At 66.8% G+C, this 25,102-nt stretch carries 24 protein-coding genes; 12 read left to right on the forward strand and 12 right to left on the reverse strand.

The genetic code is table 11. The annotated features are described in order from the left end of the window. Positions 1-94 precede the first annotated feature (94 nt). Both QP552_RS06450 and QP552_RS06455 read left to right on the forward strand, forming a co-directional pair. Entirely contained in the window at positions 95-1,159 is a 1,065-nt protein-coding gene (locus tag QP552_RS06450) for a sensor domain-containing diguanylate cyclase (RefSeq protein WP_286075351.1), read from the forward strand. 125 nt (positions 1,160-1,284) lie between these two features. Next, positions 1,285-2,445 (forward strand): AAA family ATPase, encoded by a 1,161-nt coding sequence (locus QP552_RS06455; protein WP_286075352.1) that lies wholly within the window; start codon positions 1,285-1,287, stop codon positions 2,443-2,445. 45 nt (positions 2,446-2,490) lie between these two features. Here QP552_RS06455 and QP552_RS06460 read toward each other — a convergent pair whose 3' ends face one another. The 3 genes from QP552_RS06460 to QP552_RS06470 are packed head-to-tail and all read right to left on the reverse strand — an operon-like array spanning position 2,491 to position 4,731. Continuing rightward, positions 2,491-3,438, reverse strand: a complete 948-nt coding sequence (locus QP552_RS06460) for a DMT family transporter (protein WP_010486385.1) — start codon at positions 3,436-3,438, stop codon at positions 2,491-2,493. A 34-nt stretch (positions 3,439-3,472) separates the two neighbouring features. Continuing rightward, positions 3,473-4,291: a DUF72 domain-containing protein gene (locus QP552_RS06465; RefSeq protein ID WP_286075353.1), complete on the reverse strand. Its 819-nt coding sequence runs from the start codon at positions 4,289-4,291 to the stop codon at positions 3,473-3,475. After that, positions 4,288-4,731 carry a VOC family protein gene (locus QP552_RS06470; protein ID WP_049427701.1) on the reverse strand — a complete coding sequence of 148 codons (444 nt, stop codon included), beginning with the start codon at positions 4,729-4,731 and terminating at the stop codon, positions 4,288-4,290. The genes QP552_RS06465 and QP552_RS06470 overlap by 4 nt, the downstream gene beginning before the upstream one ends. A 110-nt stretch (positions 4,732-4,841) precedes the next feature. Between QP552_RS06470 and QP552_RS06475 the strand changes: the two genes are divergently transcribed. The 3 genes from QP552_RS06475 to agp all read left to right on the forward strand — a co-directional run bounded on the left by QP552_RS06475 (position 4,842) and on the right by agp (position 9,749). Next, the gene (locus tag QP552_RS06475; RefSeq protein ID WP_286075354.1) at positions 4,842-6,401 is read left to right on the forward strand and encodes a serine hydrolase; all 1,560 of its coding nucleotides are present in this window, start codon (positions 4,842-4,844) and stop codon (positions 6,399-6,401) included. Between the two features lie 172 nt (positions 6,402-6,573). After that, complete coding sequence (gene smrA, locus QP552_RS06480) at positions 6,574-8,406, forward strand: multidrug efflux ABC transporter SmrA (protein ID WP_111112805.1); 1,833 nt, start codon at positions 6,574-6,576, stop codon at positions 8,404-8,406. 119 nt (positions 8,407-8,525) lie between these two features. Then, positions 8,526-9,749: a bifunctional glucose-1-phosphatase/inositol phosphatase gene (agp, locus tag QP552_RS06485; RefSeq protein WP_286075356.1), complete on the forward strand. Its 1,224-nt coding sequence runs from the start codon at positions 8,526-8,528 to the stop codon at positions 9,747-9,749. Between the two features lie 9 nt (positions 9,750-9,758). Here agp and QP552_RS06490 read toward each other — a convergent pair whose 3' ends face one another. Both QP552_RS06490 and QP552_RS06495 read right to left on the reverse strand, forming a co-directional pair. Beyond that, positions 9,759-10,757, reverse strand: a complete 999-nt coding sequence (locus QP552_RS06490) for a polysaccharide lyase (RefSeq protein WP_286075357.1) — start codon at positions 10,755-10,757, stop codon at positions 9,759-9,761. Positions 10,758-10,900: 143 nt separating this feature from the next. Then, positions 10,901-12,709 carry a DUF885 domain-containing protein gene (locus QP552_RS06495; RefSeq protein ID WP_286075359.1) on the reverse strand — a complete coding sequence of 603 codons (1,809 nt, stop codon included), beginning with the start codon at positions 12,707-12,709 and terminating at the stop codon, positions 10,901-10,903. Between the two features lie 111 nt (positions 12,710-12,820). On the opposite strand from QP552_RS06495, the gene QP552_RS06500 reads away from it, so the two are divergent. Further along, complete coding sequence (locus QP552_RS06500; RefSeq protein ID WP_106550376.1) at positions 12,821-13,177, forward strand: GFA family protein; 357 nt, start codon at positions 12,821-12,823, stop codon at positions 13,175-13,177. A gap of 23 nt (positions 13,178-13,200) precedes the next feature. Then, a complete protein-coding gene (locus tag QP552_RS06505) occupies positions 13,201-13,974 on the forward strand; it encodes a DUF4349 domain-containing protein (RefSeq protein ID WP_111112809.1) in 774 nt (257 codons plus the stop codon). A 79-nt stretch (positions 13,975-14,053) separates the two neighbouring features. Here QP552_RS06505 and QP552_RS06510 read toward each other — a convergent pair whose 3' ends face one another. Next, a complete protein-coding gene (locus QP552_RS06510) occupies positions 14,054-14,347 on the reverse strand; it encodes a hypothetical protein (protein ID WP_106550374.1) in 294 nt (97 codons plus the stop codon). Positions 14,348-14,416: 69 nt separating this feature from the next. Next, positions 14,417-15,361, reverse strand: a complete 945-nt coding sequence (locus tag QP552_RS06515; protein ID WP_106550373.1) for a LysR substrate-binding domain-containing protein — start codon at positions 15,359-15,361, stop codon at positions 14,417-14,419. Positions 15,362-15,476: 115 nt separating this feature from the next. Between QP552_RS06515 and QP552_RS06520 the strand changes: the two genes are divergently transcribed. Beyond that, positions 15,477-16,349, forward strand: a complete 873-nt coding sequence (locus QP552_RS06520; protein WP_286075361.1) for a DMT family transporter — start codon at positions 15,477-15,479, stop codon at positions 16,347-16,349. A 274-nt stretch (positions 16,350-16,623) separates the two neighbouring features. Next, positions 16,624-17,568 (forward strand): IS481 family transposase, encoded by a 945-nt coding sequence (locus QP552_RS06525; RefSeq protein WP_286075362.1) that lies wholly within the window; start codon positions 16,624-16,626, stop codon positions 17,566-17,568. A gap of 351 nt (positions 17,569-17,919) precedes the next feature. Here the strand turns inward: QP552_RS06525 and QP552_RS06530 are convergent, their stop codons facing one another. Then, positions 17,920-18,822 (reverse strand): peptidylprolyl isomerase, encoded by a 903-nt coding sequence (locus QP552_RS06530; protein WP_286075363.1) that lies wholly within the window; start codon positions 18,820-18,822, stop codon positions 17,920-17,922. 136 nt (positions 18,823-18,958) lie between these two features. On the opposite strand from QP552_RS06530, the gene QP552_RS06535 reads away from it, so the two are divergent. Both QP552_RS06535 and QP552_RS06540 read left to right on the forward strand, forming a co-directional pair. Further along, positions 18,959-19,324 (forward strand): PadR family transcriptional regulator, encoded by a 366-nt coding sequence (locus QP552_RS06535; protein WP_021203665.1) that lies wholly within the window; start codon positions 18,959-18,961, stop codon positions 19,322-19,324. After that, positions 19,321-20,310, forward strand: coding sequence for a sensor domain-containing protein (locus tag QP552_RS06540; protein WP_111112811.1), 990 nt, complete (start codon positions 19,321-19,323; stop codon positions 20,308-20,310). The genes QP552_RS06535 and QP552_RS06540 overlap by 4 nt, the downstream gene beginning before the upstream one ends. A 68-nt stretch (positions 20,311-20,378) precedes the next feature. On the opposite strand, the gene phaZ is transcribed toward QP552_RS06540, so the two are convergent. Continuing rightward, positions 20,379-21,686: a polyhydroxyalkanoate depolymerase gene (gene phaZ / locus QP552_RS06545; RefSeq protein ID WP_111112812.1), complete on the reverse strand. Its 1,308-nt coding sequence runs from the start codon at positions 21,684-21,686 to the stop codon at positions 20,379-20,381. A gap of 93 nt (positions 21,687-21,779) precedes the next feature. Beyond that, entirely contained in the window at positions 21,780-22,370 is a 591-nt protein-coding gene (locus QP552_RS06550; protein WP_111112813.1) for a class I SAM-dependent methyltransferase, read from the reverse strand. Positions 22,371-22,519: 149 nt separating this feature from the next. Between QP552_RS06550 and QP552_RS06555 the strand changes: the two genes are divergently transcribed. Next, positions 22,520-22,975 carry a CopD family protein gene (locus QP552_RS06555; protein ID WP_049426663.1) on the forward strand — a complete coding sequence of 152 codons (456 nt, stop codon included), beginning with the start codon at positions 22,520-22,522 and terminating at the stop codon, positions 22,973-22,975. A gap of 154 nt (positions 22,976-23,129) precedes the next feature. Here QP552_RS06555 and QP552_RS06560 read toward each other — a convergent pair whose 3' ends face one another. Continuing rightward, on the reverse strand, positions 23,130-24,089 hold the full coding sequence (locus QP552_RS06560; RefSeq protein ID WP_286075364.1) for an acetyl-CoA carboxylase carboxyltransferase subunit alpha: 960 nt from the start codon (positions 24,087-24,089) through the stop codon (positions 23,130-23,132). Positions 24,090-24,202: 113 nt separating this feature from the next. Beyond that, positions 24,203-25,072 (reverse strand): hypothetical protein, encoded by an 870-nt coding sequence (locus QP552_RS06565; protein ID WP_106550365.1) that lies wholly within the window; start codon positions 25,070-25,072, stop codon positions 24,203-24,205. Positions 25,073-25,102: the final 30 nt, after the last annotated feature.

Consider the following 25,102-nt stretch of genomic DNA (forward strand, 5'->3'; position numbering starts at 1 on the left):
CGGGATGCCGGCCAGCGGCCGGCACTACCCAGGGTGCAGATTGTGGACAGGCATCGGCTAGACTTCGCGATGACCTGCCGGAACGTGACGCTGCATGATCAAGCCCGACAAGCCTGCCAATGAAGCCCTTCGGCTTGAGGCGCTGTACCGCTACCGCATCCTGGATTCGGAGCGCGAAAAATCCTTCGACGACCTGGTGGTGATCGCCAAGGCGGTCTGCGGCACGTCGATGGCGGCGGTGACCCTGATCGACGTCGAACGGCAATGGTTCAAGTCGATCCAGGGCATCGATGCGGCGGAGAACCTGCGCAGCGAATCGATGTGCGGCCACGCCATCCTGCAGCCGCAGGAAATCATGGTGGTCGAGGACGCGCTGCAGGACATCCGCTTCCACGACAATCCGGTGGTGACCGGCGACCCGCACATCCGCTTCTACGCTGGGGCGCCGCTGATCAGTTCCGATGGCCTGCCGCTGGGCACGCTGTGCGTGTTCGATGCGCATCCGCAGCACCTGGCCAGCGACAAGGCCGAAGCGCTGGCCGCACTGTCGCGGCAGGTGATGCTGGTGATGGAACTGCGGCGCTTCGCCCTCGACATCCAGAAGCACATGCTGGAGCGGGATGATTACGAGCGGCTGTTGTCGGAATATCAGGACGTACTGCTGGCGCAGAATGCCGATCTGGCCGCACAGAGCCGTACCGATGACTTGACCGGCCTGCCCAACCGCCGTGCGATGGCGGCCGCACTGGAAGAGGCGGTGGCCGGGAATCCACCCACTGCGGCCTGCGTGGCGCTGCTGGACATCGACCACTTCAAGCACATCAACGACTTCCAGGGGCACGCCACCGGCGACCGGGTACTGGCCGAACTGGGAGCGTTGCTGCGCTCGCACTTCGCCGGCCGCGGCATGGCCGCGCGCTATGGCGGCGAAGAGTTCGTGGCGGTGATGCCCGGTACCGACCTGCGCACCGCGGAACTGCAATGCGAGTTCCTGCGCCTGGCGGTGGCCGACCTGCCGCTGGGTTTCCCGGTCACGATCAGTATCGGTGTCGCCCAGCACCGCACTGGCGAGAGCGTGGACGAGACCCTGGCACGTGCCGACAAGGCGCTGTACCGGGCCAAGGGCAATGGCCGCAACCGGGTGGAACGGGCGGGTTGAGCTGAATCGCCCCGCCCGGTCGATCCACGCCATGCGTGGATGCTGTTCCCGATTGGGTAACGCCGCGTCGCGGCCTGTGCGATTGCGCCCGGCGAACATGGCGTTCCTGCTCCCCGGACACGACCATGCTGCAGACCCTGGCCATCGCCCACTACCGTTCACTGCATGGGCTGGTGCTGCCGCTGCAGCCGTTGAATGTGGTCACCGGCGACAACGGCAGTGGCAAATCCAGCTTGTACCGCGCGCTGCGCCTGTTGGCGGAAACCGTGCAGGGCGGGGTGGCCGCGGTGCTGGCGCGCGAAGGTGGACTCGGCTCGGCGCTGTGGGCCGGCCCGGAAAAGATCGATCGCCGGGTCACTGCGGGCGACATTCCCCTGCAGGGTGGCCCGCGCCAGGAAGCGGTGGGCCTGAAGCTCGGCTTCGCCACCGACCAGTTCGGTTATGCGATCGACCTGGGGTATCCGCCGCCCAGCCGTTCAGCGTTCGCCCTGGATCCGCAGATCAAGGCCGAAGCGATCTGGGCCGGGCCGTTCCTGCGCAGCGCCAACCTGCTGGTCGATCGCCGCGGGGCGATGGTGCGGCAACGCCATGCGCACGGCTGGGATCTGGTCGATGATCGGCTGTCATCGTTCGACAGCCTGTTCACCCAGGTCGGCGATCCGCAGCGCATGCCGGAAACCATCGCCCTGCGTGAGTACATCCGTCGCTGGCGCTTCTACGATCATTTCCGCAGCGATGCCGATGCGCCGGCGCGGCAGCCGGCGATGGCCACGCGTACGCCGGTGCTGCATCACGACGGCCGCGATCTGGCGGCGGCCTGGGTGACCATCCTCGAGATCGGAGATCCGGTTGCCTTGGCACGCAGCGTGGACGATGCCTTCCCGGGTGCCACGATCGGCTTCGAGGAACTGGATGGCCGATTGGCCCTGCGTTTCCACCAGCCCGGGCTGCTGCGGCCCTTGTCGATGACCGAACTGTCCGATGGCACCTTGCGTTTCCTGCTGCTGGCTGCCGCGCTGCACACACCGCGCCCGCCGCCGCTGCTGGTGCTCAACGAGCCGGAGACCAGCCTGCATCCGGACCTGCTGCCGGCGCTGGGGCGGCTGATCATCGCCGCCAGTGCGCGCAGCCAGGTGTGGGTGGTCTCACACGCCAGCCGGCTGATCGCAGCACTGGAACAGGCACCGGGTTGCCACTCGCTGCACCTGCAGAAGGAGCAGGGCCGCACGCTGTTGAGTGGGCAGGGCTTGCTGGATGCCCCGGCATGGCACTGGCCGCAGCGCTGAAACGTCGATCCACGCCCGGTAGATCCACGCCCTGCGTGGATGCACTCAATCGGCGATGTTGCGCGCCTCGGCCGTGCCAAGGATTTCCGGATGCTGCACCGGCTTGCGGCGATTGAGCAGCGGATGCAGGAACACTGCACCGACGATGATCGCCACGCCCAGGTAGAACCATGGGGTGACCTCGTGCTGCTCGCGCAGCAGCACCACGGCCAGCACCACTGCGTAGACAGGTTCCAGGTTGGTCACCAGCTGTACGGTGTAGGCGCTCAGGTGGCGCAGCGCGACCAGGGCCAGGGCGAACGGCAGCAGCGTGCAGAACCCGGCCAGTACCAGCAGCAGGATGCCGTCGTGCAGGTCCGGAACCACCCACAGCGGGCTGGCCAGCGCCGGCAGCAGGTAAGGCATCAGCGGTGCCAGCAGGGTCAGGGTGAGGGTGCCCGCACCCAGTTCCAGCGCCGTGACCGTAAGCGGATCGGCGTGGCTGACCATGCGCTTGTTGAGCGAGCCGAACACCGCCACCAGCAATGCCGAGATCGCGCCGATCAGTACACCCAGGCGCATGCCATCGGGCACGCCACCCACCACCAGCGCCACGCCCGGCAGTACTGCCAGGCCGAAGGCCAGTTCACGCAGCTGGAACGGCCGCTTGGCCACCCACGGTTCGATGATTGACGTGAACACCGGCGCCAGCGCGATGCAGGTGGCGGCCACCGAGGCATTGGCCAGCTTCACCGCACCGTAGAACGTCAGCCAGTGCAGGGCGACCAGCGCACCGATGCCGGCGTAGCCGGCCACCAGCCGCAGGGGCAGGGTGCGCAGCCCGCGCCACACCCGTGGCAGCAGGGCCAGCATCGCCGTCACCAGCAGCATGCGCCACCACACCAGCGGCAATGCGGGCAGGGTGATCAGCTTGCCGAGGATGGCGGTGATGCCCCACAGCAGGACACAGAAATGGATCTGCCACAGCGCTTTGCGGGTGTCGGGTGTGCTCATCTGCCTATTGTGAGGCAAGGCGAACGTCGCAGCGCTACCCGCGTGCGGAATGGCTGCTCTGGTCAACCTGCCGCTGCAGCGCCATCGCTGCCGCCGGGTTGCGCGCCTTGCCTGCGCCGATGCACAGCAGGTAGACCTCGCGCGGGCTTTCAGGGGCGGGCCCTGCCAGGCAGGGCAGGTCGTCCACCGGCTCGCCGCGCGACCAGCGCCTGGCCCGTTCGGCCCAGCGCTGCTGCACGGGCGCCGGCAGGCCCTCCTTCAAGCGGGCCTGGCTGCGCTTGATCCGTGCGTAGACGAAGCCGGCGCTGACATCGCCGTGCAGGGGCGCCTCGTCGCTGTCCTCGATCACCAGGGCCACGCCATGCGCGCGTGCGGCGGTAACCAGTGCCGGGCCATGCGCCTCGGCATTGCGGACTTCCAGGGCGTGCTGCAGCGGCACGCCGTCCAGCTGCTTGGGCAGCTGCGCCATCAGCCGTTCCAGTGCTTCGGCATCGGCCGGATGCCGTGGATCGAACTGCCACAGCAGCGGGCCCAGCCGGTCGCCGAGTGCGAGTGCGGCCTGCAGGAACGGCGCCGCGGCATCCACCGTGCTGGACAGGTCGCGGCGCTGCACCAGGTAGCGCGGCGCCTTCAGCGAGAAACGGAAGCCTTCGGGGGTCTGCGCCGCCCACTGCGCACACTGCGCTGCGGTCGGCGTGCGGTAGAACGTGCCGTTGATCTCGATGCAGCGCAGCGCACGGCTGGCGTGTGCCAGCTCTTCGCGCTGCGGCAGGCCGGCGGGATAGAACACGCCGCCGCGCCATTGCGGAAACACCCAGCCGCCGATGCCGCAGCGGATCGCTTCGGCGGTCACTGGCCGTGGTCCGCGCGCCACGGATCGTAGCTGCCGAACCACCACAGGTAGCCTTCCGGATCGGCGCAGGCATAGCCACGGCCGCCGTAGTCCTGGTCGGCGATGTCGATGACGATGCGGGCGCCTGCGGCCTTGGCCCGGGCGTAGTGCGCGTCGGCATCGGTGACGATCACGCAGGCACTCTGGGTCTGGCGGCCGCCCACCTCGTCCGGCATTGCGGCATGCTGGCTCCACGCGCTTTCCTTGTTGGCCGAGCCGAGCATGATCATGCCGTTGCCGAAGGTCAGCTGGGCGTGGAACACGGTATCGCCGTCGGCATACACCGCCTGGGCATGGAAGCCGAAGGCGCGCTGCAGCCAGTCGATCGCCGCCTGCGCATCGCGGTAGCGCAGGCAAGGGATGATGGTGGATCCATTGCTCGGTTGGCCGTTCCCGTCCATGACACCCCTCCTATGGCACAGGCCAGCCTGCGCCGATGACCGTTACCATCGCGCGAACCCCTGATGACGGCCTGCACATGGCCGCCACCCCTGTTCGGAGATCGTGCTGGATGAAACCCTGGATTGGAGGAGCCGTGCTGCTGGCATGCACGACCATGGCAAGCGCGGCCACCCCGGCGCAGCTGCAGGACCTGGATGCGACCGTCGAGCGCGTACGCGCGCAGTTCGACGTGCCCGGCATCGCCGTGGCCGTGGTCAAGGACGGCCAGGTGGTGCTCGAGCGCGGCTGGGGCGTGCGTGAACAGGGCAGGCCGGAGCCGGTCCAGGCCGACACCCTGTTCGCCATTGCGTCCAATACCAAGGCGTTCACCGCAACCTCGCTGAACCTGCTGGCCGAGGACGGCAAGCTGAAGATGGACGACAAGGTGATCGATCACCTGCCGTCGTTCCGCATGTCCGACCCGTTCGTAACCGGCCAGATGACGATCCGCGACCTGCTGTCACACCGCAGTGGCCTGAGCCTGGGCGCTGGTGACCTGCTGTTCTGGCCGACCACCTCCTACAGCAATGCCGAAGTGGTGGAGCGCCTGGGCAAGGTGCCGCTGAAGGGCGGTTTCCGCGAAAGCTATGCCTACGACAACATCCTGTACGCGGTGGCCCAGCAGGTGATCGAGCATGTTTCCGGCATGAGCTACCAGCAGTTCCTGCAGACGCGCATCTTCGACAAGGTCGGCATGGCCGGCACGCGCTACAACGCCGATCACCTGAAGCCCGGTGACAAGGCCGCGGTCGGCCACGCCAAGTACGATTTCAAGGACCTGCGCACCGTTGCGCCGCTGACCTGGTCGAACAACGCCGGCGCCGGTGGCATCTATTCCAGCGCGCATGACATGGCGCGCTGGATGCAGGTGCAGCTGGCCGAAGGCAAGCTGGCCGACGGCACGCCGTTGTTCAACGAGAAGAGCCAGCAGCAGATGTGGCGGATGATCACGCCGCAGTCGATTCCGGCGCCAAGCGTGCCGGAGCTGGCACCGGCGCGGGCCAATTTCGCCGGCTATGGCGAGGGCTGGAGTCTGAGCGACTATCGCGGGCAGAAGCTGGTCTGGCATACCGGTGGCTGGCCAGGCATGGTCTCGCGACTGACCCTGGTGCCGGGCGAGAAGCTGGGCGTGGTGGTGCTGACCAACCAGGAGGTGGGTGCGGCGTTCAATGCGATCACCCTGAGCGTGCTCGATGCCTACCTGGGCGGTGAAAAGCACGACTGGGTGGATGCCTATGCCAAGGCCGTGGCCAAGGGCCAGGACAAGGCCGACGAGGCGTGGGCCAAGCACCAGAGTGCACGCGACAAGGGCAGCAGGCCGTCGCTGGCGCTGGCCGGCTACACCGGCACCTTCCGTGACCGCTGGTACGGCGACATGCAGGTCAGCAGCGAGGGCAAGGGCCTGCGCCTGCGCTTTGCGAAGACCGCACAACTGAGCGGGCGCCTGGAGCACTGGCAGCACGACACCTTCATCGTGCGCTGGGACGACCGTTCGCTCAACGCCGATGCGTTCGTGAACTTCAGCCTGGACCCGGATGGCAAGGTGCGCGAGGTGCGCATGCAGCCGATTTCCGACCTGACCGATTTCAGCTTCGATTTCCAGGACCTGCTGTTCACCCCGGCCACGTAACCCGATGCGGCCCACATGATCGGTAGCGCCGGGCCTCGCCCGGCGAGCGCGCAGCGCGGTTGCAGCGGGAACCGCCGGGCATGGCCCGGCGCTACCAGAATCGCGGCATCGTCGGCTGGCGTACACACCCGGCGTGGGATACTCCGCCGCTTGCAAGAGGCGAGGGAATGCAATGTTCCGTTGGTTTGAATCCCTGATTCCGGTGTTCCCGCCCGTGGACGGGCGCATGCCACCGCGCAAGGTGCTGCCGTTCTACCTGCACTACCTGCGCCCGGTGTGGCCGGTGCTGCTGGCCACGCTCATCGCCGGGCTGCTGCTGGCGCTGGTGGAAGTGGCGATGTTCGATTACCTGGGCCGCATCGTCGACATGGTCGCCGAGCAGCCGGGCGCCGACTTCTTCAAGCGCCACGCCAATGAACTGGGCTGGATGCTGTTCATCACGGTCATCGCGCGGCCGATCCTGGTTGGCCTGCACAACCTGCTGGTCAACCAGGCCATCGTGCCCGGCCTGAGCAACCGCTCGCGCTGGCTGATGCACAACTACGTGGTGCGGCAGAGCCTGAGTTTCTTCCAGAACGACTTCGCCGGCAGCGTCGCCAACCGGGTGATGCAGACCGGTACCTCGCTGCGCGAGTCGGCGGTGCAGATGGTCGATTCGCTCTGGTACATCGTGGTCTATACCGGCACCGCGCTGTACCTGTTCGCGCAGGCCGACTGGCGGCTGATGGTGCCGCTGATCCTGTGGCTGCTGGCCTATGCGGTGATCCTGGCCTACTTCGTGCCGCGCGCGAAGGAACGGGCATGGATAGCGTCGGAGGCGCGTTCCAAGGCCATGGGCCGCATCGTCGATGGCTACACCAACATCCCCACGCTGAAGCTGTTCGCCCATGGCGGGCGCGAGCAGGCCTACGTGGCCGAGTCGATCCAGGAGCTGGCGGTCAAGCACCGCGCACAGACCCGCATCACCACCGGCATGGACCTGACCATCGCCATCGTCAACGGCTTCCTGATCGCCGGTACCTGCGGTCTGGCGCTGTGGCTGTGGAACGGTGGCCACATCACCGTCGGTGCGATCACCCTGGCCACCGGCCTGGTGATCCGCATCCACAACATGTCCGGCTGGATCATGTGGACCATCAACGGCATCTTCGAGGATATCGGCACGGTGCAGGATGGCATCACCACCATCGCCCAGCCGCTGACCGTGCAGGACCGCGACGATGCGGTGCCGCTGCAGGTGACCCGCGGCGGCGTGCACTTCCAGGACATCCATTTCCACTATGGCAAGAAGGGCGGTGTGATCGCCGGCCTGGACCTGGTGGTCAAGCCCGGCGAAAAGATCGGCCTGGTCGGTCCGTCCGGCGCCGGCAAGTCGACCCTGGTCAACGTGCTGCTGCGCCTGTACGACCTGGAGAGCGGCCGCATCCTGATCGATGATCAGGACATCGCGTACGTCACCCAGGAAAGCCTGCGCCAGCAGATCGGCGTGGTCACCCAGGACACCTCGCTGCTGCATCGCTCGATCCGTGACAATCTGCTGTACGGCCGCCCGGATGCCACCGACGAGCAACTGCACGCGGCCGTGGCCAAGGCACGCGCGGCCAGCTTCATCGACACGCTGGTGGACGGGCAGGGCCGTCGTGGCTATGACGCGCATGTCGGCGAGCGCGGCGTGAAGCTGTCCGGCGGCCAGCGCCAGCGCATCGCCATTGCCCGCGTGCTGCTGAAGGACGCACCGATCCTGGTATTGGACGAAGCCACTTCGGCGCTGGATTCGGAAGTGGAAGCGGCGATCCAGGACAGCCTGGACGAATTGATGGGCGGCAAGACGGTGATCGCGATCGCGCACCGGTTGTCGACCATCGCGCGCATGGACCGGCTGGTGGTGATGGACCAGGGCCGCATCGTCGAGACCGGCACCCATGCGGAGCTGATTGCGGCCGGTGGCCTGTACGCACGATTGTGGGCGCGGCAGACCGGTGGCTTTGTGGCTGCCGATCAATGATCGCTTCGGGGTCAGAGCCCTCTCTGCGAGAGGGATCCGACCCCGATCCCGTATCCCTTGGGGTCAGATCCCCTTGTGAAGGAAAGGGCTCTGGCCCCAGCGTGCTTCTGGAGACCTGCATGATCCGCCCCCTACGCTCCCTGTTGCTGGCGCTCGCGCTGGGCATGAGCACTGCGACCGCGATGGCCGCACCCGTCGCAGACGAGCAGCTTGAGCAGGTCATCCTTCTCAGCCGCCACAACCTGCGCGCACCGGTGGTGGCGTCGGGCGCGCTGGCCAAGGCCACTCCGGAACGCTGGCCAGGCTGGGACGTAGGTGCAGGCGAGCTGACCACCAAGGGCGGTGTGCTCGAGGTCTACATGGGCCGCTACATCGGCCAGTGGCTGCGCCAGGCGCAGCTGCTGCCGGCAACGGGCTGCCCGAAGCCGGATGACTTCCACGCACACGCCAACAGCCTGCAGCGAACCCAGGCCACCGCACAGTTCTTCGTTGCCGGTGCCTTCCCGGGCTGCCACGTTGCGATCGAGCAGCGCATGCCGCTCGGCACGATGGATCCCTTGTTCAATCCGGTGATCCACAACGGAGACACGGCCTTCCGCGAGCGCGCGCTGTCGGCAATGCAGCAAGCGCTGACCGACGTGGACCTGGCGCCGGCACTGGCGGTGGTGGAGGCGGTCACCCGCTACCCGGAGTCGGCGGCGTGTACCGGCCGCGGCGACTGCCATCTGACGCTGGCCGATACCACCTTCAGTGCGGAGCCGGGCAACGAGCCTCGCGCTTCGGGTTCACTGGCGCTGGCCAGCGGGGTGGTGGATGCGCTGCTGATGGAGCACTACCAGGGAAGTGGCATTCCGCGCGAAGGTTGGGGCCGCTTGAACAACGAGGCGCAATGGCAGGCGCTGGCGCAGATCCGCAATCGCTACCAGGACATCCTGTTCGGTACTCCTGAAGTTGCTCGTGATGTGGCCGCACCGCTGCTGGCACGGGTGGATGCACTGTTCAAGGATCCGGCGTCGCCGAAGGTGAGCCTGCTGGTCGGCCACGACTCCAACATCGGCTCCGTGCTGGCTGCGTTGGGAATCGCTGACTACACGCTGCCGGGCCAGTACGAGAAGACGCCGATCGGAGGCCTGCTGCAGTTCGAGCGCTGGCGCGAGCGTCGCAGTGGCCTGGAGCGTTTCCGCGTGTCCTACGTCTATCCCACCACCGGGCAGCTGCGCGATGCGCTGCCGCTGACCGAGGTGCAGCCGCCGGGCCGCGTCGCACTGTCCTTGCCGGGCTGTAGTGCACAGGGCTGCAGCAGCGCGCAGTTCCAGCAGCTGCTGCAGCGGGCGATGCGCTGAGGCACGCGGCTAGCGCAGGGGCGTGCGCACGATGCCGTGCGCGGCCATCAGCGTAAGGTCGCCACCCAGCCGCGGTGAGTGGAACGGTCCACGTGCATGTGCCGCATCGAACAGGCCGCCATCCGGTGAGCGCAGACGATAGAACTCGACCCAGCCGCTGGCCTTCAGTGGCAGCTGAGCGACGCCGGTGCGTTGGTTGAACCACGCGGGGTCGTTGCTTCCACCGATCACCCGGCGCGCCAGGCGGTCGATGGCGTGATCGCGGCTGGCGTACCAGTCCTGGCCGCGCAGCCGCGCCAGTTCGGCCATCATCACCAGTGGCGCCAGCGCGTAGTCGTGGTAGTGCAGGGCACGCTGTCCGCGGGCCATTTCCAGCGGCAGGCTGCCATCGTCCTGGATGTCATCGATGCCCTTCTGGAAGGCCGCGTGGCCGGCCTGCCAGAGGGCCTGGTCATCGGTGGCCAGGCCGGTAGCCAGCACGCCCAGGCCGCCCCAGTAGTAGTGGTTGTTGCGGCGCCGTTTCGGGTTGTCCCAGTAGGCCAGGTTGGCGCGTGCCAGCTGTTGCAGCCACGGATCGATGCGCGCGCGCTGCTGCGGGTCGGCCTGGTCGTGCACTTTCAGGTAGGCCATCGCCACCGCATCGAGCATCCACTGCCGCATGTAGAACGACTGGTCGTTGTTGACCCGGATCATCTGCCCGAGCATCGCGCCTCCGTCTGCCCATGCACCCAGCCATGCCAGCGTGCATTGCGCCGCAGCCGGGTCACCGTTGCGCAGGTAGTCATCGCTCATGCGTGCCACGTCGGCGGCATAGCGGTCCAGTGGCGCGGTGGCGTCATGATTCTGCTGGTGCAGCGCCGGGTCGATCACCGAGCCGGCCTTGTCGGTGTAGTAGCCCAGGGCACGGATGTCGGGCTGGCCGGGCGGTGGTGGAGGGCAGGCGGCGAAGGCACAGGCGCTGGCCAGCAGCGTGGGCAGCTGTGCAAGACGGAACAGGGGGAGAGACATGGACGCTGGTGGAAGGGGGAACCCGGCGAACGATGCGCCCGTGCATGTTGCCGGTGCGTGATGCAGCCGCGGCTCCCGCCACCGCATGTAGAAACGGCCCGGGTTTGCCCGGGCCGTTCCATTTGCAACCTACATCCCCCCGATCATTCGATCGGCTGGTCCAGCATCAGCTGGCGTGCGAAGCGCACCGGCGGTGCGCCGTAGGACAGCACCTGGTCGTGGTACGCCTTCAGGTTGAACTTGTCGCCCAGCTTCTCCTGCACTGCCTTGCGGGTGTCGAAGTGTTCCTGCGCGCCGACGAAGTAGGTCGGCAGCTGCGCCGACGTCAGCTGTGCGCGTACCCACTTGCCGGCTGCTTCGCTTTCCTGCTGGAACGCGTCGTGGGTCATCAGGTGCATCGCCTTTTCGCGATCCCAGTTGTCCACGTGCACACCCTGGTCGAGGATCGCGTTGGAGATCGTGCGCAGGTAGAACTTCAGCTGCACCAGGTGGAACAGCGGATCGTTGTTGAGGTAACCCTGCTCCTGCATCATGCGCTCGGTGTAGACCGCCCAACCTTCGGCGAACAGGCCCGAACGCAGCACCGCACGCAGGGTGGAGGGGAACTTGGCCGAGTGCCAGCCTTCCAGGTAGTGACCCGGGGTGCCTTCGTGGATGCTGAGCAGGTGGATCATGCGCGAGTTGTATTCACGCAGGAACGAGTCGACCTGCTTCTCGTTCCAGTCGTCCGGAATCGGCGACACGGCGTAGAAGGTCTTCAGGTTCTTGTCCAGCGGGCCCGGCGAATCGCAGTAGGCCACGGCCACGCCACGCTGGAATTCCGGCATCAGGATGATGTCCACCGGCGCGTCGGGCAGGGTCACCAGGTCGTGCTCGCGCACGAAGGCGGTGGACTGCTCCAGCGCGGCCTTGGCATCGTCGACCACCTTGTCGCGTGCCGGCTTGTCGGCGTAGGCCAGTTCCAGCGCGGCCTCGATCGCCTTCTGCTGCTGCTCGTCGGTCGGCTGGGCCGGCATCTCCGGCGCACCCGGCTTGTCCTTCAGCACGGTCTGCGCGATGCCGTACATGTCTTCGCGCACGCGCTTGAGTTCGGCGCGCGCACGCTCACCGATCTCCTGGCGCGACAGCGACGAGCTCAGCGCGAACTTCAGCTTCTGGTCGTACTTTTCCGCACCGATGCGGAAGTCGCCCTTGGCGTTCGGCACCAGGGTCTTGTCCAGCCAGGTCTGCTGCTCGTCCACGGCCTTCTTCAGCCCGTCGATGGCAGCCTGCAGGCGCTGCTGGTCGGCCTGCGGCAGTTCACCGATGTGCGGGGTGATGAAGGTATCGACGATGCTGAGGATGCCCTTGTTCTGCTTGGCCACGGTCTCGGCATGGATCTTCGGCACGCGCGCCGGATCCAGGTTCTCGCGTGCCTGGGCGAAGATCGCCGGCAGCTTCTCCATGCGTGCGGTGGCCGACTTCAGGCGTTCCGGCAGCGGTGCGAATTCCCGCGCCATCAGGCCGTAGATCGCGCTACCGGCGATGCCGTTGTACAGCTGCGGGTCCCACTTGCCGGACTGCAGCACTTCGGCATTCCAGATTTCCGACTGCAGCTGGTTGCGCAGGATCGCCGCGTCCACCTGGTTCTCGCGGCCCAGCTTGGCCACTTCGATCTTGTCCAGCTCGCCCAGCAGCGCCTTGTAGGCGGCCACGGTCTTCTGCTGGCCGGCGGCGCTGAGGTCGTCCAGCTCGCTGTCGTAGCGGTGGTCGCCGATCTGGGTGGCGCTGACCGGGGACAGCTGCATCCAGGTGTCCAGGGCGCGCTTGGACAGATCGGCGAAGGCCGCATCGACCGCCGCGTCATCGGCCTGCTGGCTGGCGGTCGGGGTGGAAGCGTTGGTCGGGGCGTCGGCCGGCTGGCAACCGGCCAGGGCAGCGACCAGGGCAAGGGCAAGAAGATGCGGGCGCATCGGCGTTCCTGTACGGGGTCAAACTCCGAGCATAGGGCCCCGGAGCTGCTTTGTCCCCGTGCCATAGGATTACCATGGCGCAGACACGGACCCTCCAGCGGAGCACAGGACATGGAATACCAGGGAAGCTGCCATTGCGGCAGGATCGCATTCACCGTACAGGCCGAGGCGCCGATCAGTGACGTCATCGACTGCAACTGCTCGATGTGCCGCCGCCGTGGCAGCCTGCTGTGGTTCGCCCCGCGCGAGGCATTCCATCTGACTACCGATCCGGCGGACGTGGCCACCTACCACTTCAACAAGGCCCACATCGACCATCACCACTGCCGCGAATGCGGCATCGCTCCCTACAGCGAAGCGGTCGACCCGCGCACCGGCACGCCGATGGTGGCGGTGAATGTGCGCTGTGTGCCTGCAGTGGATCTGGCCACGCTGGCGGTGAGTTCTTACGACGGAGCCGCACTGTGAGGCCGGTGTGCGCGTGGACGCGCATGGCAGCAATGCCGGTGCTGCTGCTGGCGCTGGCAGCGTGCGGAAAGCACGGCGACGTCGCGGCCGATGCCGGAGGCGGTGCCGAAGCCGCGGTCGCTTCGCCGGAAGGTGCGTTCCTGGCCTACGAGCATGACGTGCAGATACAGCTGGACGCTGCGCAGATCGCACCGCGCATCCAGCAGGTGGCGCAGGCCTGCCAAAGCGCGAAGTTCGGGGATTGTGCGGTGCTGCAGGTTGATCAGCGCAGTGGCGAGCAGCCCAGCGGCGAGGTCAAGGTCCGCATTGCACCGAAGGGCACCGAACCGTTGATCGCAATGGCGGGCGAAGGCGGCAAGCTGCAATCGCGCAGCACTCGCGCCGAAGACCTCGCGCAGCAGGTGGCCGATACCGCCCTGACCAAGGCACGGCTGGAGAAGGAACACGCGCAGCTGCTGTCCTACCAGGACCGCAAGGATCTGAAGATCGAAGACCTGATGGCGATCACCACGCGGCTTTCGGAGATCGAGGCGGGCGTCGAACAGGCCAACAAGGATTCGGCGCAGCAGCGCCGGCGCATCGATACCCAGCTGGTGACGATGCACTTCGGCACCACCTCGGGGCAGCGCAGCCGCAGCGAGATCGGTGAGGCACTGAGCGAATCGGGCAGCATCCTCAGCACCAGTATCGCGTTCCTGATCCGTGCGGCGGCCGCATTGCTGCCGGTCGCGGTACTGGCGTTGATTGCAGGATGGGGCGTGCGGGCGTGGTGGCGTCGCCGCCGTCGCAAGGCCTGATCGAACGATGCGCCCGCCGGTCGTGGACCGGCGCTACCGGACAGGTGGAAGGTAGCGCCGGGCCACGCCCGGCGGACACTCACCCTTCGTCGGTTTCGTACTCGATGAAGACATCCAGCTCCAGCGCCAGCTCCTGCACCGCGTCACGCACCTTCTGCGCGGTGCTCTCGTTGCCGACTTCCACTTCCAGTTCGTGGATGCCCGGACCGATGTCATCGGACAGCCCGGCCGAACTGGAATCGTCGTCATCCATGTGCGGCATCAGGTCGTCGGTTTCCTCGACATGCTCGATGCCCTCCAGGCCAAGCAGCAGATCGCTGATGGCGCGGGCGTCGTCTTCGGTTCCGGTGATGCGCAGTCGCAGCAGGCTCATGTCAGGGGCACGTGGAAGGGTTCGCCTGCAGCCTAGCCAGCGCGAAGCAAAGAGCGGGTGAGGGCGCAGTCAGCCGCGCGTGGCCGGGCGCCCCAGCAGGCTGTCCGGCAGCGCGGGAATCGGCGTGCGTTCGTCCTGTGCCTGCTCCAGCAACCAGTCGATGAACAGGCGTGCCGCAGGGCTCGGCGGCTGCCCTTCGGCGTGCACCACGTAGTAGGCGTAACGGGCCTTCAGCGCAGGGCCGGGCAGGCGCACCACTTCATAGCGCTGCAGGTAGGGCTGGGCGACGTGGGTGCGTGCCAGCACCGCGCCCATACCGTACACCGCCGCGCGCATCGCATCGGTGCTGTCGGCAAAGGTGTGCATCGGTGGCAGCGGTGAGGGCGGGCGCACGCCGGCATGGCGGAACCAGTCGCGCCACCCCTGCGGCGACAGGTCGGTCAGCAGCGGCAGCTCGGCGATGCGCGCCGGGTCGTCCAGGGTTTCGACGCCGGCCAGCGCGGGTGACGCCACCGGGAACAGATAGTCGTCCATCAGGTGCTGCGCGCGCAGGCCGGGCCACTGGCCCAGTCCGTAGCGTATGCCGACCTCTGGGCCGTTGTCATCGTAGCGATCAAGCCCGCTACCGGTGTGCAGTTCGATGCGGATATGCGGATGCGCCTGGGTGAAGCGCGGCAGGCGTGGCAACAGCCAGCAGTAGGACAGCGAGCGCAGGGTGGTGATCCGCAGCGGCACGCTGTCGGCATCGGGGTGCAGGTGGTGGGCAACCGCCGCGACGTCGGTAAACGCGGCGCTGGCGGCGTCGGCCAGCTGCCGGCCTTCGGCGGTCAGGCGCACGCCGCGGGCGTGGCGCAGGAACAGCCGGGTCTCCAGCACCTCTTCCAGGCGACGCACATGGTGGCTGACCGCGCTGGCGGTCAGGTGCAGTTCCTGTGCGGCCTGGGCAAAGTTCTGGTGGCGTGCGGCGACCGCGAACACGGCCAGTGCGGGGAGCAGGGAAGGGCGTAGCTGCATGTCCAGCCTCAAACCATATTTGTGGCTGGCAGCGATACTACGCGCTTGTGCCGCGGGCGTCTGCGCCCGATCCTGTCCGCCCTGGCGAGGAATTGACGATGGACGGAGGCAAGGCATGAATGCGGTCCCACAGGCGGCCGAGCGCGATTGGCGCACACCGCTGGAGTTGACCCTGCTGGGCGCCATCTGGGGCTGCTCGTTCCTGTTCATGCGCGTGGCAGTGCCGTCGTTCGGCCCGTTCGCGCTGGTCGAGGTGCGGCTGGTGCTGGGGGCGCTGGTACTGCTGCCGTTCCTGTGGCGTGCCCGCGCCCAGTTCCCGCCGCGTCGCTGGCTTTGGCTGGCACCGATCGGGCTGATCAACTCGGCGCTGCCGTTCGTGCTGTTCGCCTATGCGGCGGAGCAGGCACCGGCGGCGATCGGCGCGATCTGCAATGCGATGACCGTGCTGTTCGCCGCGTTGATCGCTTTCCTGTTCTTCGGCGAGAAGATCGGCATGCGCCGCGCCGGCGCCTTGCTGGTCGGCTTCGCCGGCGTGGTGGTGCTGGCCACGGCAAAGGTGTCCGGCCTGAGCATCGGCACCGCGGTGATCGCCGGCGCTGCGGCGTCGCTGCTGTACGGGCTGGGCGTGAACCTGGTGAAGCGCCACATGACCGGCCTGCCGTCGGCAGCGGCTGCGGCGGCGACGTTGTCCTGCGCCTCGCTGTGGATGCTGCCGATGGCGGTGACGCACTGGCCGCAGGCCGCCATTCCGCTGAAGGCCTGGGGCGCGGCGATTGCGCTGGGCGTGGCCTGCACCGGCCTGGCCTTCCTGATGTTCTACCGCCTGATCGGTCGCATCGGCCCGTCGCGCGCATCGACGGTGACCTACCTGATTCCGCTGTTCGGCGCGGCGTTTGCGTGGTTGTTCCTGGGTGAGGCGGTGACGGTGCAGATGTTGATTGCCGGCGGGTTGATCCTGGGTAGTGTGGCGGTGAGTCAGAAGGGCTGAGGCGTTGGCGTTTTGCGCGTGGCACGTGCTGAAGGTGCTGCATTGTTCATGGGCGTCACTTTTCTTTTCGCGCGAAAAGAAAAGTAACCAAAAGAAACGCGCCGCCAGGTCGCGAGCCGCCTTGCTTCGCACGTCGGTCCACGCGCTTCTCGGTGAATCAGGGGACGGTGTGCAGAAGTCAGCCGACTAACTGTGATCTCTCTGTAGGTTGTTCATCCGGGACATCTTTGGAAAATGGTGGTTACCACACCTCTCCAGACCCCAAAGAGCCCGGATGAACCCCCATAAAAAAGCCCGTTTGACCGTCCATAGTCGAGCACTTCTTGTTCGCCGCATCCTCCACGAGGGCCTGCGCCCAGAGGAAGCAGCCCAAGCATGCGGCGTAAGTGTGCGTACGGCCTACAAATGGCTGGCCCGATTCCGGGAATTGGGGGTGTCAGGACTGGAAAACCGCAGCTCACGCCCTCACCGGACACCACATGCCACATCTGCACCGGTGGTCGAGCAGATCAAGGAGTGTCGCCGTAAACGGCAGACCTATCTGACCATCTCCAAAGCCTTGGGGATCGGCCACAGCACCATTTCCAGGCTGATGCGCGCCCACGGCCTCAATCGTTTGTGCCGGCTGGATCCGCCTAAGGAGGTCATCCGATACGAATACGATCAGCCCGGAGGGCTGCTACACCTGGACATCAAGAAGCTGGGCAACTTCCAGCGGCCGGGCCATAGAACCGACGCCAAGCGCCGAGGAAATGCCGGTGGCGGAGGCTGGGGCTACGTGCACGTGGCTATCGACGATCACTCCCGCATCGCCTACAGCAGCGTTCACCCCGACGAACAAAAGGAAACGGCCTGCCAAGCACTGCTTGGTGCCTTGGAGTACTACGCCAGCCTGGGAATCACCTTCAAACGAATTCTGACCGACAACGGGGCGTGCTATCGCTCCACTGCATTCGCCAAGCTACTTAAGTCCCTTGGGATCAAGCACATGCGAACCAAACCGTACACCCCGCGCACCAACGGCAAAGCGGAGCGCTTCATCCAAACCAGCCTGCGTGAATGGGCCTACGCCCGCGAATACGCCTCCTCGGACCAGCGCAATTCCGTGCTGACCCAATGGCTGCACCACTACAACTGGCACCGCCCTCACATGGGGATCGGTGGCCAGCCACCTATTTCCAGAGTCCTGCTGAACAACGTGGTGGGTTTACACAACTAACAGTCGGCTCTACAGGACATCGGCACCTCTTCGCCCCTGATTCCCCTGCGATGCTCGGCTCGCTCAAGGCGGATCCAAGGTCAAGAGCCACAGCTGCACAACGATGTTTGGTAGTGCCGGGCCGGGCCCGGCGAGCGAAGCGACCGCTTCTGCCTTTGATCTTGGATCCGCCTTGAGCGGGCCGAGGAGCGCAGGGTACCGGTGCGCAGCACCGGCTCGCGGCCGGCGGAACGTTTCTTTTGGTTACTTTTCTTTGCGTACAAAGAAAAGTAACGCCCATGAACAATGACGTGCCTTCAACATGCGCCACGCACGGAACTTGCCGCCATGCTCGCCGGGCATGGCCCGGCGCTACCGCACCGGCACCGGGATATTGCAGAGATCGATATGCCCGGCCGGGCGCTTGTAGAAATCGTCCACGCGATTGCGCCGCGCCTCCACCGTATCGGCGAAGGTCTTCGAATCGGTACGCAGCACCTGGATCGGCGTGCGCTCGGCCGCCGGCACGTCGCTGGCGCGGCGGATCGACACGATCGGAGTGCGCAGCTTCGGGTCGTTGTAGAAGCCCATCGGCGCCGGTCCGCGCGGGATCGCGCTGAGCAGCTCCATGCCCTTCAGCACGCGGCCGACCAGGGTGATGTTGCGGTCCAGCTGGCGCGGCGACTGGCCGGTCACCACGTACAGTTCGGCGCCGATGCTGCTGTCTTCCTCGTTGCTGCGGCCGGCGCCGAGCATGCCGTAGCAATGCGCCAGCCAGGCCTTGCCCGCCTGCGGGTCCTGGCCGACCGGGAAGCCGTCGACGAAGCCGGTCTGCGCCGCCCAGCCATCGCGATCCGGCAGCACGCTCACCTTCAGGCCGGTGCTGGCACGTTCGAACTCGGCCGGCAGCTTGCGCGCGGCGCTGCCGAACGGCTTGGCCTTGGCCGCGTCATCGGCGTCGGCATCGCCGAACTGCACCACGAAGTTGTCCTGCGAGCGGTAGATGCTGGTGCCGTCCCAGAAGTGCTCGTGGGCGAAGGTCTGGATGTTGGCCACGTGCCGCGTGGCGAACTGCGGCGCCAGCTCGATGATCACCCGCCCGGCCGGCAGGTCCATGTACAGCAGGTTGGCCGGGTCCGGGGTGCGCCAGTCGCTGGCCGCCGAGGCGTCGAGGATCTGCTGCGGGCTGCGGTACGGGGTGGCCGCGCTGGCCAGCGAGGGCAGCAGGCAGGCCAGGGCGAGGGCGGTCAGGGCAACGCGACGACGGTGCGGCATGGGATCCCCGGAACATGAACGAGGGTTCGATTCTGCGCGAGCCGCGCAGCCGCGCCAACCGGCACGATGACTAACGACACATTCGCTATACCGAACTTCGCACTACTGTGGACTTCAACGTAGTGGAGGTCCGGTCATGGTCGAAGACGATGTCCACCTGAAGAAGTTCCAGAAGGAGCTGAGCGCCGGAACGGTGTCGCTGGCCCTGCTGGCAGTGCTGGCCCGCGCCGGGGAGCCGCTGTACGGCTACCTGATCGCCAAGGAGCTGGAGCGCGTGGGCGAGGGGGTGCTGAGCGGCAAGCAGAGCGCGCTGTACCCGGTGCTGCGCAACCTGGAAGGTGCCGGCCTGCTGGAAAGCCATGTGGAGCCGTCCAGCAGCGGGCCGCCACGGCGCTACTACCGCATCAACGAACGTGGCCGCGAGGTGCTGGCGCAGTGGCGCCAGGCCTGGCAGGCCACCCGCGATTCCGTCGATTCCGTGTTGGAGGGGGTACCGCAATGAACGACCCGAGCCTGGCAGGCCGAGCCCTGCCGACCACCATCCCGCAGTATCTGGCGCAGCTGCGTGCGGCGCTGGAGGGTGCCGATCCGGCGATGGTGCAGGACGCGCTGTACGACGCCGAGGAGTATCTGCGCTCGGAGCTGGCCGCGCAGCCCGGCCGCAGCGAGGCCGAGGTGATCGCCGACGTGGCCGGCAGCTACGGTGCGCCGGACGAAGTGGCCGAGATCTACCGCGAGACCGAAGTGACGGTGAACCGCGCGCTGCGTACGCCGCGTGCGGATACCGCGCCGGTACTGCGTGCGGCGGCCGAAGCCAGTGGCGTCGAGCCAGCCGCACCGCCGCCGGCGCCGGTGCAGCGCTCGCTGCTGGCCCGCTTCTTTGGCGTGGTGGCCGATCCGCATACCTACGGCGCGCTGTTCTACATGCTGCTGTCGCTGGCTACCGGCATCTTCTTCTTCACCTGGGTGGTGACCGGCCTGTCATTGTCGTTGGGCCTGCTGATCCTGATCGTCGGCATTCCGCTGACCGTGCTGTTCTTCGGCTCGGTGCGCGGGCTGGCGCTTCTGGAAGGGCGGCTGGTGGAAGCGCTGCTGGGCGAGCGCATGCCGCGCCGTCCGCGTTACACCGACCGCAGCCGTACCTGGCTGCAGCGCATCGGCGACATGTTCACCGACGGCCGCACTTGGCTGACGCTGCTGTACTTCGTGCTGATGCTGCCGCTGGGCGTCATCTACTTCACCATCGCGGTGACGCTGCTGTCGCTGTCGCTGGGCCTGATCTGGGCGCCGGTGGCCGCGCTGTTCAGCGGTGACATTCCGGGCGTGTACGTCGACGGCGTGAACGTGCTGCCGATGGCGGCGTCGCCGCTGGTGGGCATCGTGATCGCGGCGGTGGGCGTGCTGCTGCTGCTGTTGACGATGCATCTGGCACGCGGCATCGGCAAGCTGCATGGGTTGATCGCCAAGAACCTGCTGGTGCGGCTGTAAGCGGTCGGGGTCGGATCCCTGTTCGCAGAACAGGGCTCTGACCCCGGGCTTCTGGGCAGAGCGGGGACTTACCCCGCCTTGCGCCGCAGCGGGGTGACGTTGCTCTTCTTCTTCGTCGCCTTCGCCGCCGGTGCTTCGGCATGCGCTGCGAAGAAGTCGCGCACCTTCGGATACACCACTTCGCGCCAGCGGCGGCCGCTGAAAATGCCGTAATGGCCGGCGCCTTCCACGATGAAATGCTCGCGACGGTCAGCGCTGATGCCGGTGCACAGTGCCTGTGCCGCTTCGGTCTGGCCGAGGCCGGCGATGTCGTCCAGCTCGCCTTCGATGCTCAGCAGCGCGGTATCGCGGATCGCAGACGGATCGACCTTCTCGCCGTTGACCACCCACTCGCCACGCGGCAGCAGGAAGTCTTGGAACACCACGGAAATGGTATCCAGGTAGTACTTGGCCGGCATGTCCAGCACGGCGTTGTACTCGTCGTAGAAACGACGGTGCGCGTCGGCGTCTTCCAGGTCGCCCTTGACCAGGTCGGTGTAGAAATCCCAGTGCGAGCTGAAATGACGGCTGGGGTTCATCGACAGGAAGCCGGCATGCTGCAGGAAGCCCGGGTACACGCGACGGCCGGCGCCGGGATAGCTCGGCGGCACGGTGTGGATGACGTTGTTCTCGAACCACGACAGCGGGTTCTGCGTGGCCAGGTTGTTCACTGCGGTCGGGCTGCAGCGCGCATCGATCGGGCCACCCATCATCACCAGCGTGCGCGGCGTCGGTTCGCCACGGCTGGCCATCAGCGAAACCGCGGCCAGCACCGGCACGGTCGGCTGGCACACGCTGACCACGTGCAGGCGCTCGACGCCGAGGTGGCGGATGAATTCCTGGATGTAGGCGATGTAGTCGTCCAGGCCGAACTCGCCTTCGCTGGCCGGCACCATGCGCGCATCCACCCAGTCGGTGACGTACACGCGGTGGTCGCGCAGCAGGGTGCGCACGGTATCGCGCAGCAGGGTGGCGTGGTGGCCGGACAGCGGCGCCACCACCAGCACGAACGGCTGGTTGAGCATGGTGTGCAGCTGGTCGGCTTCATTGCTGTGGCGCTTGAAGCGCAGCAGCTTGCAGAACGGCTTGCTCACTTCTTCGTGCACGACGATCGGCACGCGCTCGCCATCGACATCGATTTCGTTGATGCCCCATTCGGGCTTCTCGTAATCCTTGCCGATGCGATGGAACAACTCGTTGACCGCAGCCAGGCGATCGGCACCCGGCATCTGCGACCACCAGTGGCCCGGGTTGGCGAAGAACCTGGCGTTGGCCTGGGCCTGGTGCACCCAGGGGGCGAGCAGGTTGCGGGTCAGTTCGTGCAGTTGATAGAGCATGACGACCGAATATGTATGGTCATATGTTGCCGCGCAGCATATCCCATCCGGGTGTCCCGCAGGTTAAGTCGGCTGAAAATAATGAATCCGGATTCACGCCTGTTCCAGCGCGGCCGCATCGCCTGCCAGGGCGGGGCCCAGCCAGCAGTGCGACCCCACCGGCTGCAGGCCGTGCCGCCCAAGCGTCCGGCGGTACCAGCGCGCCGGGCGGGCCTGAAAGCCCTCGTGGTCGCCGTCGAACTCGTCCTCGGCGGCAAAGGTTTCCAGGAAGGCCACGCCGCCGGTCAGCTCGGCCACGCCGGCCAGGCCGGCGCGCAGCTCGCGGTCGGGCACGTAGTGCATCACGTCCGAACACACCAGCAGGTCGACCGGGGCGCAGGGCCGCAGCCAGGCGAAGTCGCCGAAGCCGGCCAGGTGCAGGTTGCGGGTGCGGCCGTAGCGGCGCACAGCGTACTCGCTGCTGTCGAAGCCGAGGTATTCGACCTTCGGACGCAGCTTCAGCAGCGGTGCGCGCCAGGCACCTTCGCCGCAGCCGATGTCCAGCACGCTGCGGATCGGCCGCTCCAGGTAGTACTCGGCGCTGGCCACGGCCAGGGCCACCTTGCGCGCCAGGCGGGCGCTGCCGCCGATATCGGCGCGGCGGTACCAGCGCTGGAAGTAGGCGGCGTCGTAGGTCTTGTCCATGCAGGCGTCGTGCGGTCGGGAAAACGGCGCCTATCGTACGGCGTTGCGGCGCGCCATGCGTCGATCCGTCGCGGCGGCGGCACGCGGAGAGGGCCGGCCATGGCATGCGAGAATGGCCGCCCATCCACGCCAGCCGCCGGAGCGAGCGCATGCAGAGCTACTACTGGGTCAAGACCTTCCACATCGTGTTCGTGGTGGCCTGGATGGCGACGGTGTTCTACCTGCCGCGCATCCTGGTGAACCTGGCCGAGACTGCAGGCCAGCCGGCCGTGACCGAGCGCCTGCAGCTGATGGGGCTGCGCCTGTACCGCTTCGGTCACTCGATGTTCGGCCTGGCCTTCCTGCTGGGCCTGGTGCTGTGGCTGGGCTACAGGGTCATTCCGGATTTCCCGACCATGGTCGCGCCGGGCGGCGCCGGTTGGCTGCATGCCAAACTGGGGCTGGTGGTGGTGCTGCTGGCGTACTTCATCTGGATCGGGCGGCTGCTGAAGGGCGTGGCCAAGGGCAGGGCGCTGCCGTCTTCGCGCGCGCTGCGCTGGATCAACGAGATCCCGCTGCTGGCCTTCATTCCGATCGTGTGGCTGGTGCTGGCCAAGCCGTTCTGACCCAGCGGGTAGATCCACGCCATGCGTGGACACGCCCGGTAGATCCACGCCATGCGTGGATGCCGTGAGGGCACAAACGAAAGAGCCGGGCATCTGCCCGGCTCTTTCGTTTGTGCAATTACCCGGATGCTGCCGGCCAGCGGCCGGCACTACCTCAGGCGGCTTCGTAGGTGCCGTAGCTGCGCAGGCGCGCGTAGCGCTGTTCCAGCAGCTGCTCGGTGGTCAGCTTTTCCAGCGCATCCAGTTCGTTCAGCAGCACGGCCTTCAGGCGCTTGGCCATCTGCGTCGGGTTGCGGTGGGCGCCACCGGTCGGCTCGCGCACGACCTTGTCGACCAGGCCCAGGCTCTTCAGGCGCGGGGCGGTCAGGCCCAGCTGCTCGGCAGCGTCCTTGGCCTTGCCGGCGTCCTTCCACAGGATCGAGGCGCAGCCTTCCGGGGTGATGGTCGAGTACACCGAATACTCCAGCATCACGGTGCGGTCGCCCACGCCCAGCGCCAGCGCGCCGCCGGAGCCGCCTTCACCGATCACGGTGCAGATGATCGGCACCTTCAGTTCGGCCATCTCGATCAGGTTGCGTGCGATCGCTTCGGACTGGCCGCGCGATTCGGCGTCGATGCCCGGCCAGGCGCCGGCGGTGTCGATCAGGGTCAGCACCGGCAGGCCGAAACGCTCGGCCATCTTCATCAGGCGCAGGGCCTTGCGGTAGCCCTCCGGCTTCGGCATGCCGAAGTTGCGCTTGATCTTTTCCTTGGTGTCGCGGCCCTTCTGGTGGCCGATCACCATCACGGAACGGCCATTGATGCGGGCCAGGCCGCCCATGATGGCCTTGTCGTCGGCGAAGGCGCGATCACCGGCCAGTTCCTGGAACTCATCGCAGATGATGCGCAGGTAGTCGGCGGTGTACGGGCGCGACGGGTGGCGGGCCAGCTGCAGCACCTGCCACGAGGTCAGGTTGCGGAAGATCTGCGCGGTGCGCATGCGCAGCTTGTCCTGCAGCGCGTGCACTTCCGCCTCGACATTGACCGCCGGCCCGGCACTGGCGTTGCGCAGTTCCTGGATCTTGGCTTCCAGGTCGGCGATGGGTTGCTCGAAGTCGAGGTAGTTCGGATTCATCGGAAGCCGTCGTGTAAAGAAGAGGGGAATTCTAGCCGAATGCGTGCAAACCACCCGTACGCCCTCGTCTGGAAGGCGACGGTAGCGCAGCCAGGCAGGGGGCGCCAGTCAGTTCAGGGCACCACCAGGGCGCTGCGGCCCATCAACTGGCTGCGCTGGGAGACGAAGTCGTTGTAGGCCTCGTTGGCCTCCCGGCCCAGCCCGCTGCCCAGCGTGGCGGTGGCCGAGGTGAAGGCCATCTGCGCGGCGAAGTCCTGCTTGCGCAGGGCCTTCTGTTCATCGGCGGTGGTGGCCTTCAGCCAGTGCGCATAGACCTCGCGCAGCGGCCCGGCGTGGGTCTCGAAGGCCGGTACCAGCGCCGGCAGGCTGGCCGGGGCCGGTTCCAGGCTGTAGGCCGGGGCCACGTAGCCGGCCGGCTGCTCGCGCTTGAACGCACCCGGCTCGCCCATGCCTTCTTCGACGTAGGCGATGAAGTCGGGGGCGGTGAACACCTTGGCCACGATCTGGCCACCGCTGGAGTCGACGTGGGCCACCACCTTTTCCTTCGGGAAGGGCTCGCGCACGCCGTAGGTCCAGGTCTTGTCGATGAACAGTTCGTGGTGCTTCTCGAACGGGCCTTCGAAGTCGACGCCACCCAGCTCGATGCCGGCCTTGCCGGTGCCGAAGTTCTTCAGCTTGCTCTCGTCGGTGACGTAGATCTCGCGGGCGACCACGTACTCGCTCAGGGTCGGGTTGATCAGTCCGCCGCGGCCATCGACGTAGACGATGAAGCGCACGTCGCCCAGTTTGTCGGTGTGCAGGCGGTGCTCACCGACGGCGAGCGAGATCGGGCGCGAACCCTGTGCGGCCACCGGCAGGTCCTTGCCATCGATGCTCAGCGCCAGCGGCGTGTCGGTCGGGTTGTCGATCTGGAACTCGATCTTCGACGGCGAGCAGGCGGCCAGGGCCAGAGCGGCGGCAAACGGGAACAGCAGGGTCTTCATGGGCAATCGTCCTTGATACTTGGAACGGGG

This window comes from Stenotrophomonas sp. 59, assembly GCF_030291095.1.
In the GTDB taxonomy this organism is placed as follows: Bacteria; Pseudomonadota; Gammaproteobacteria; order Xanthomonadales; family Xanthomonadaceae; genus Stenotrophomonas; species Stenotrophomonas maltophilia_Q.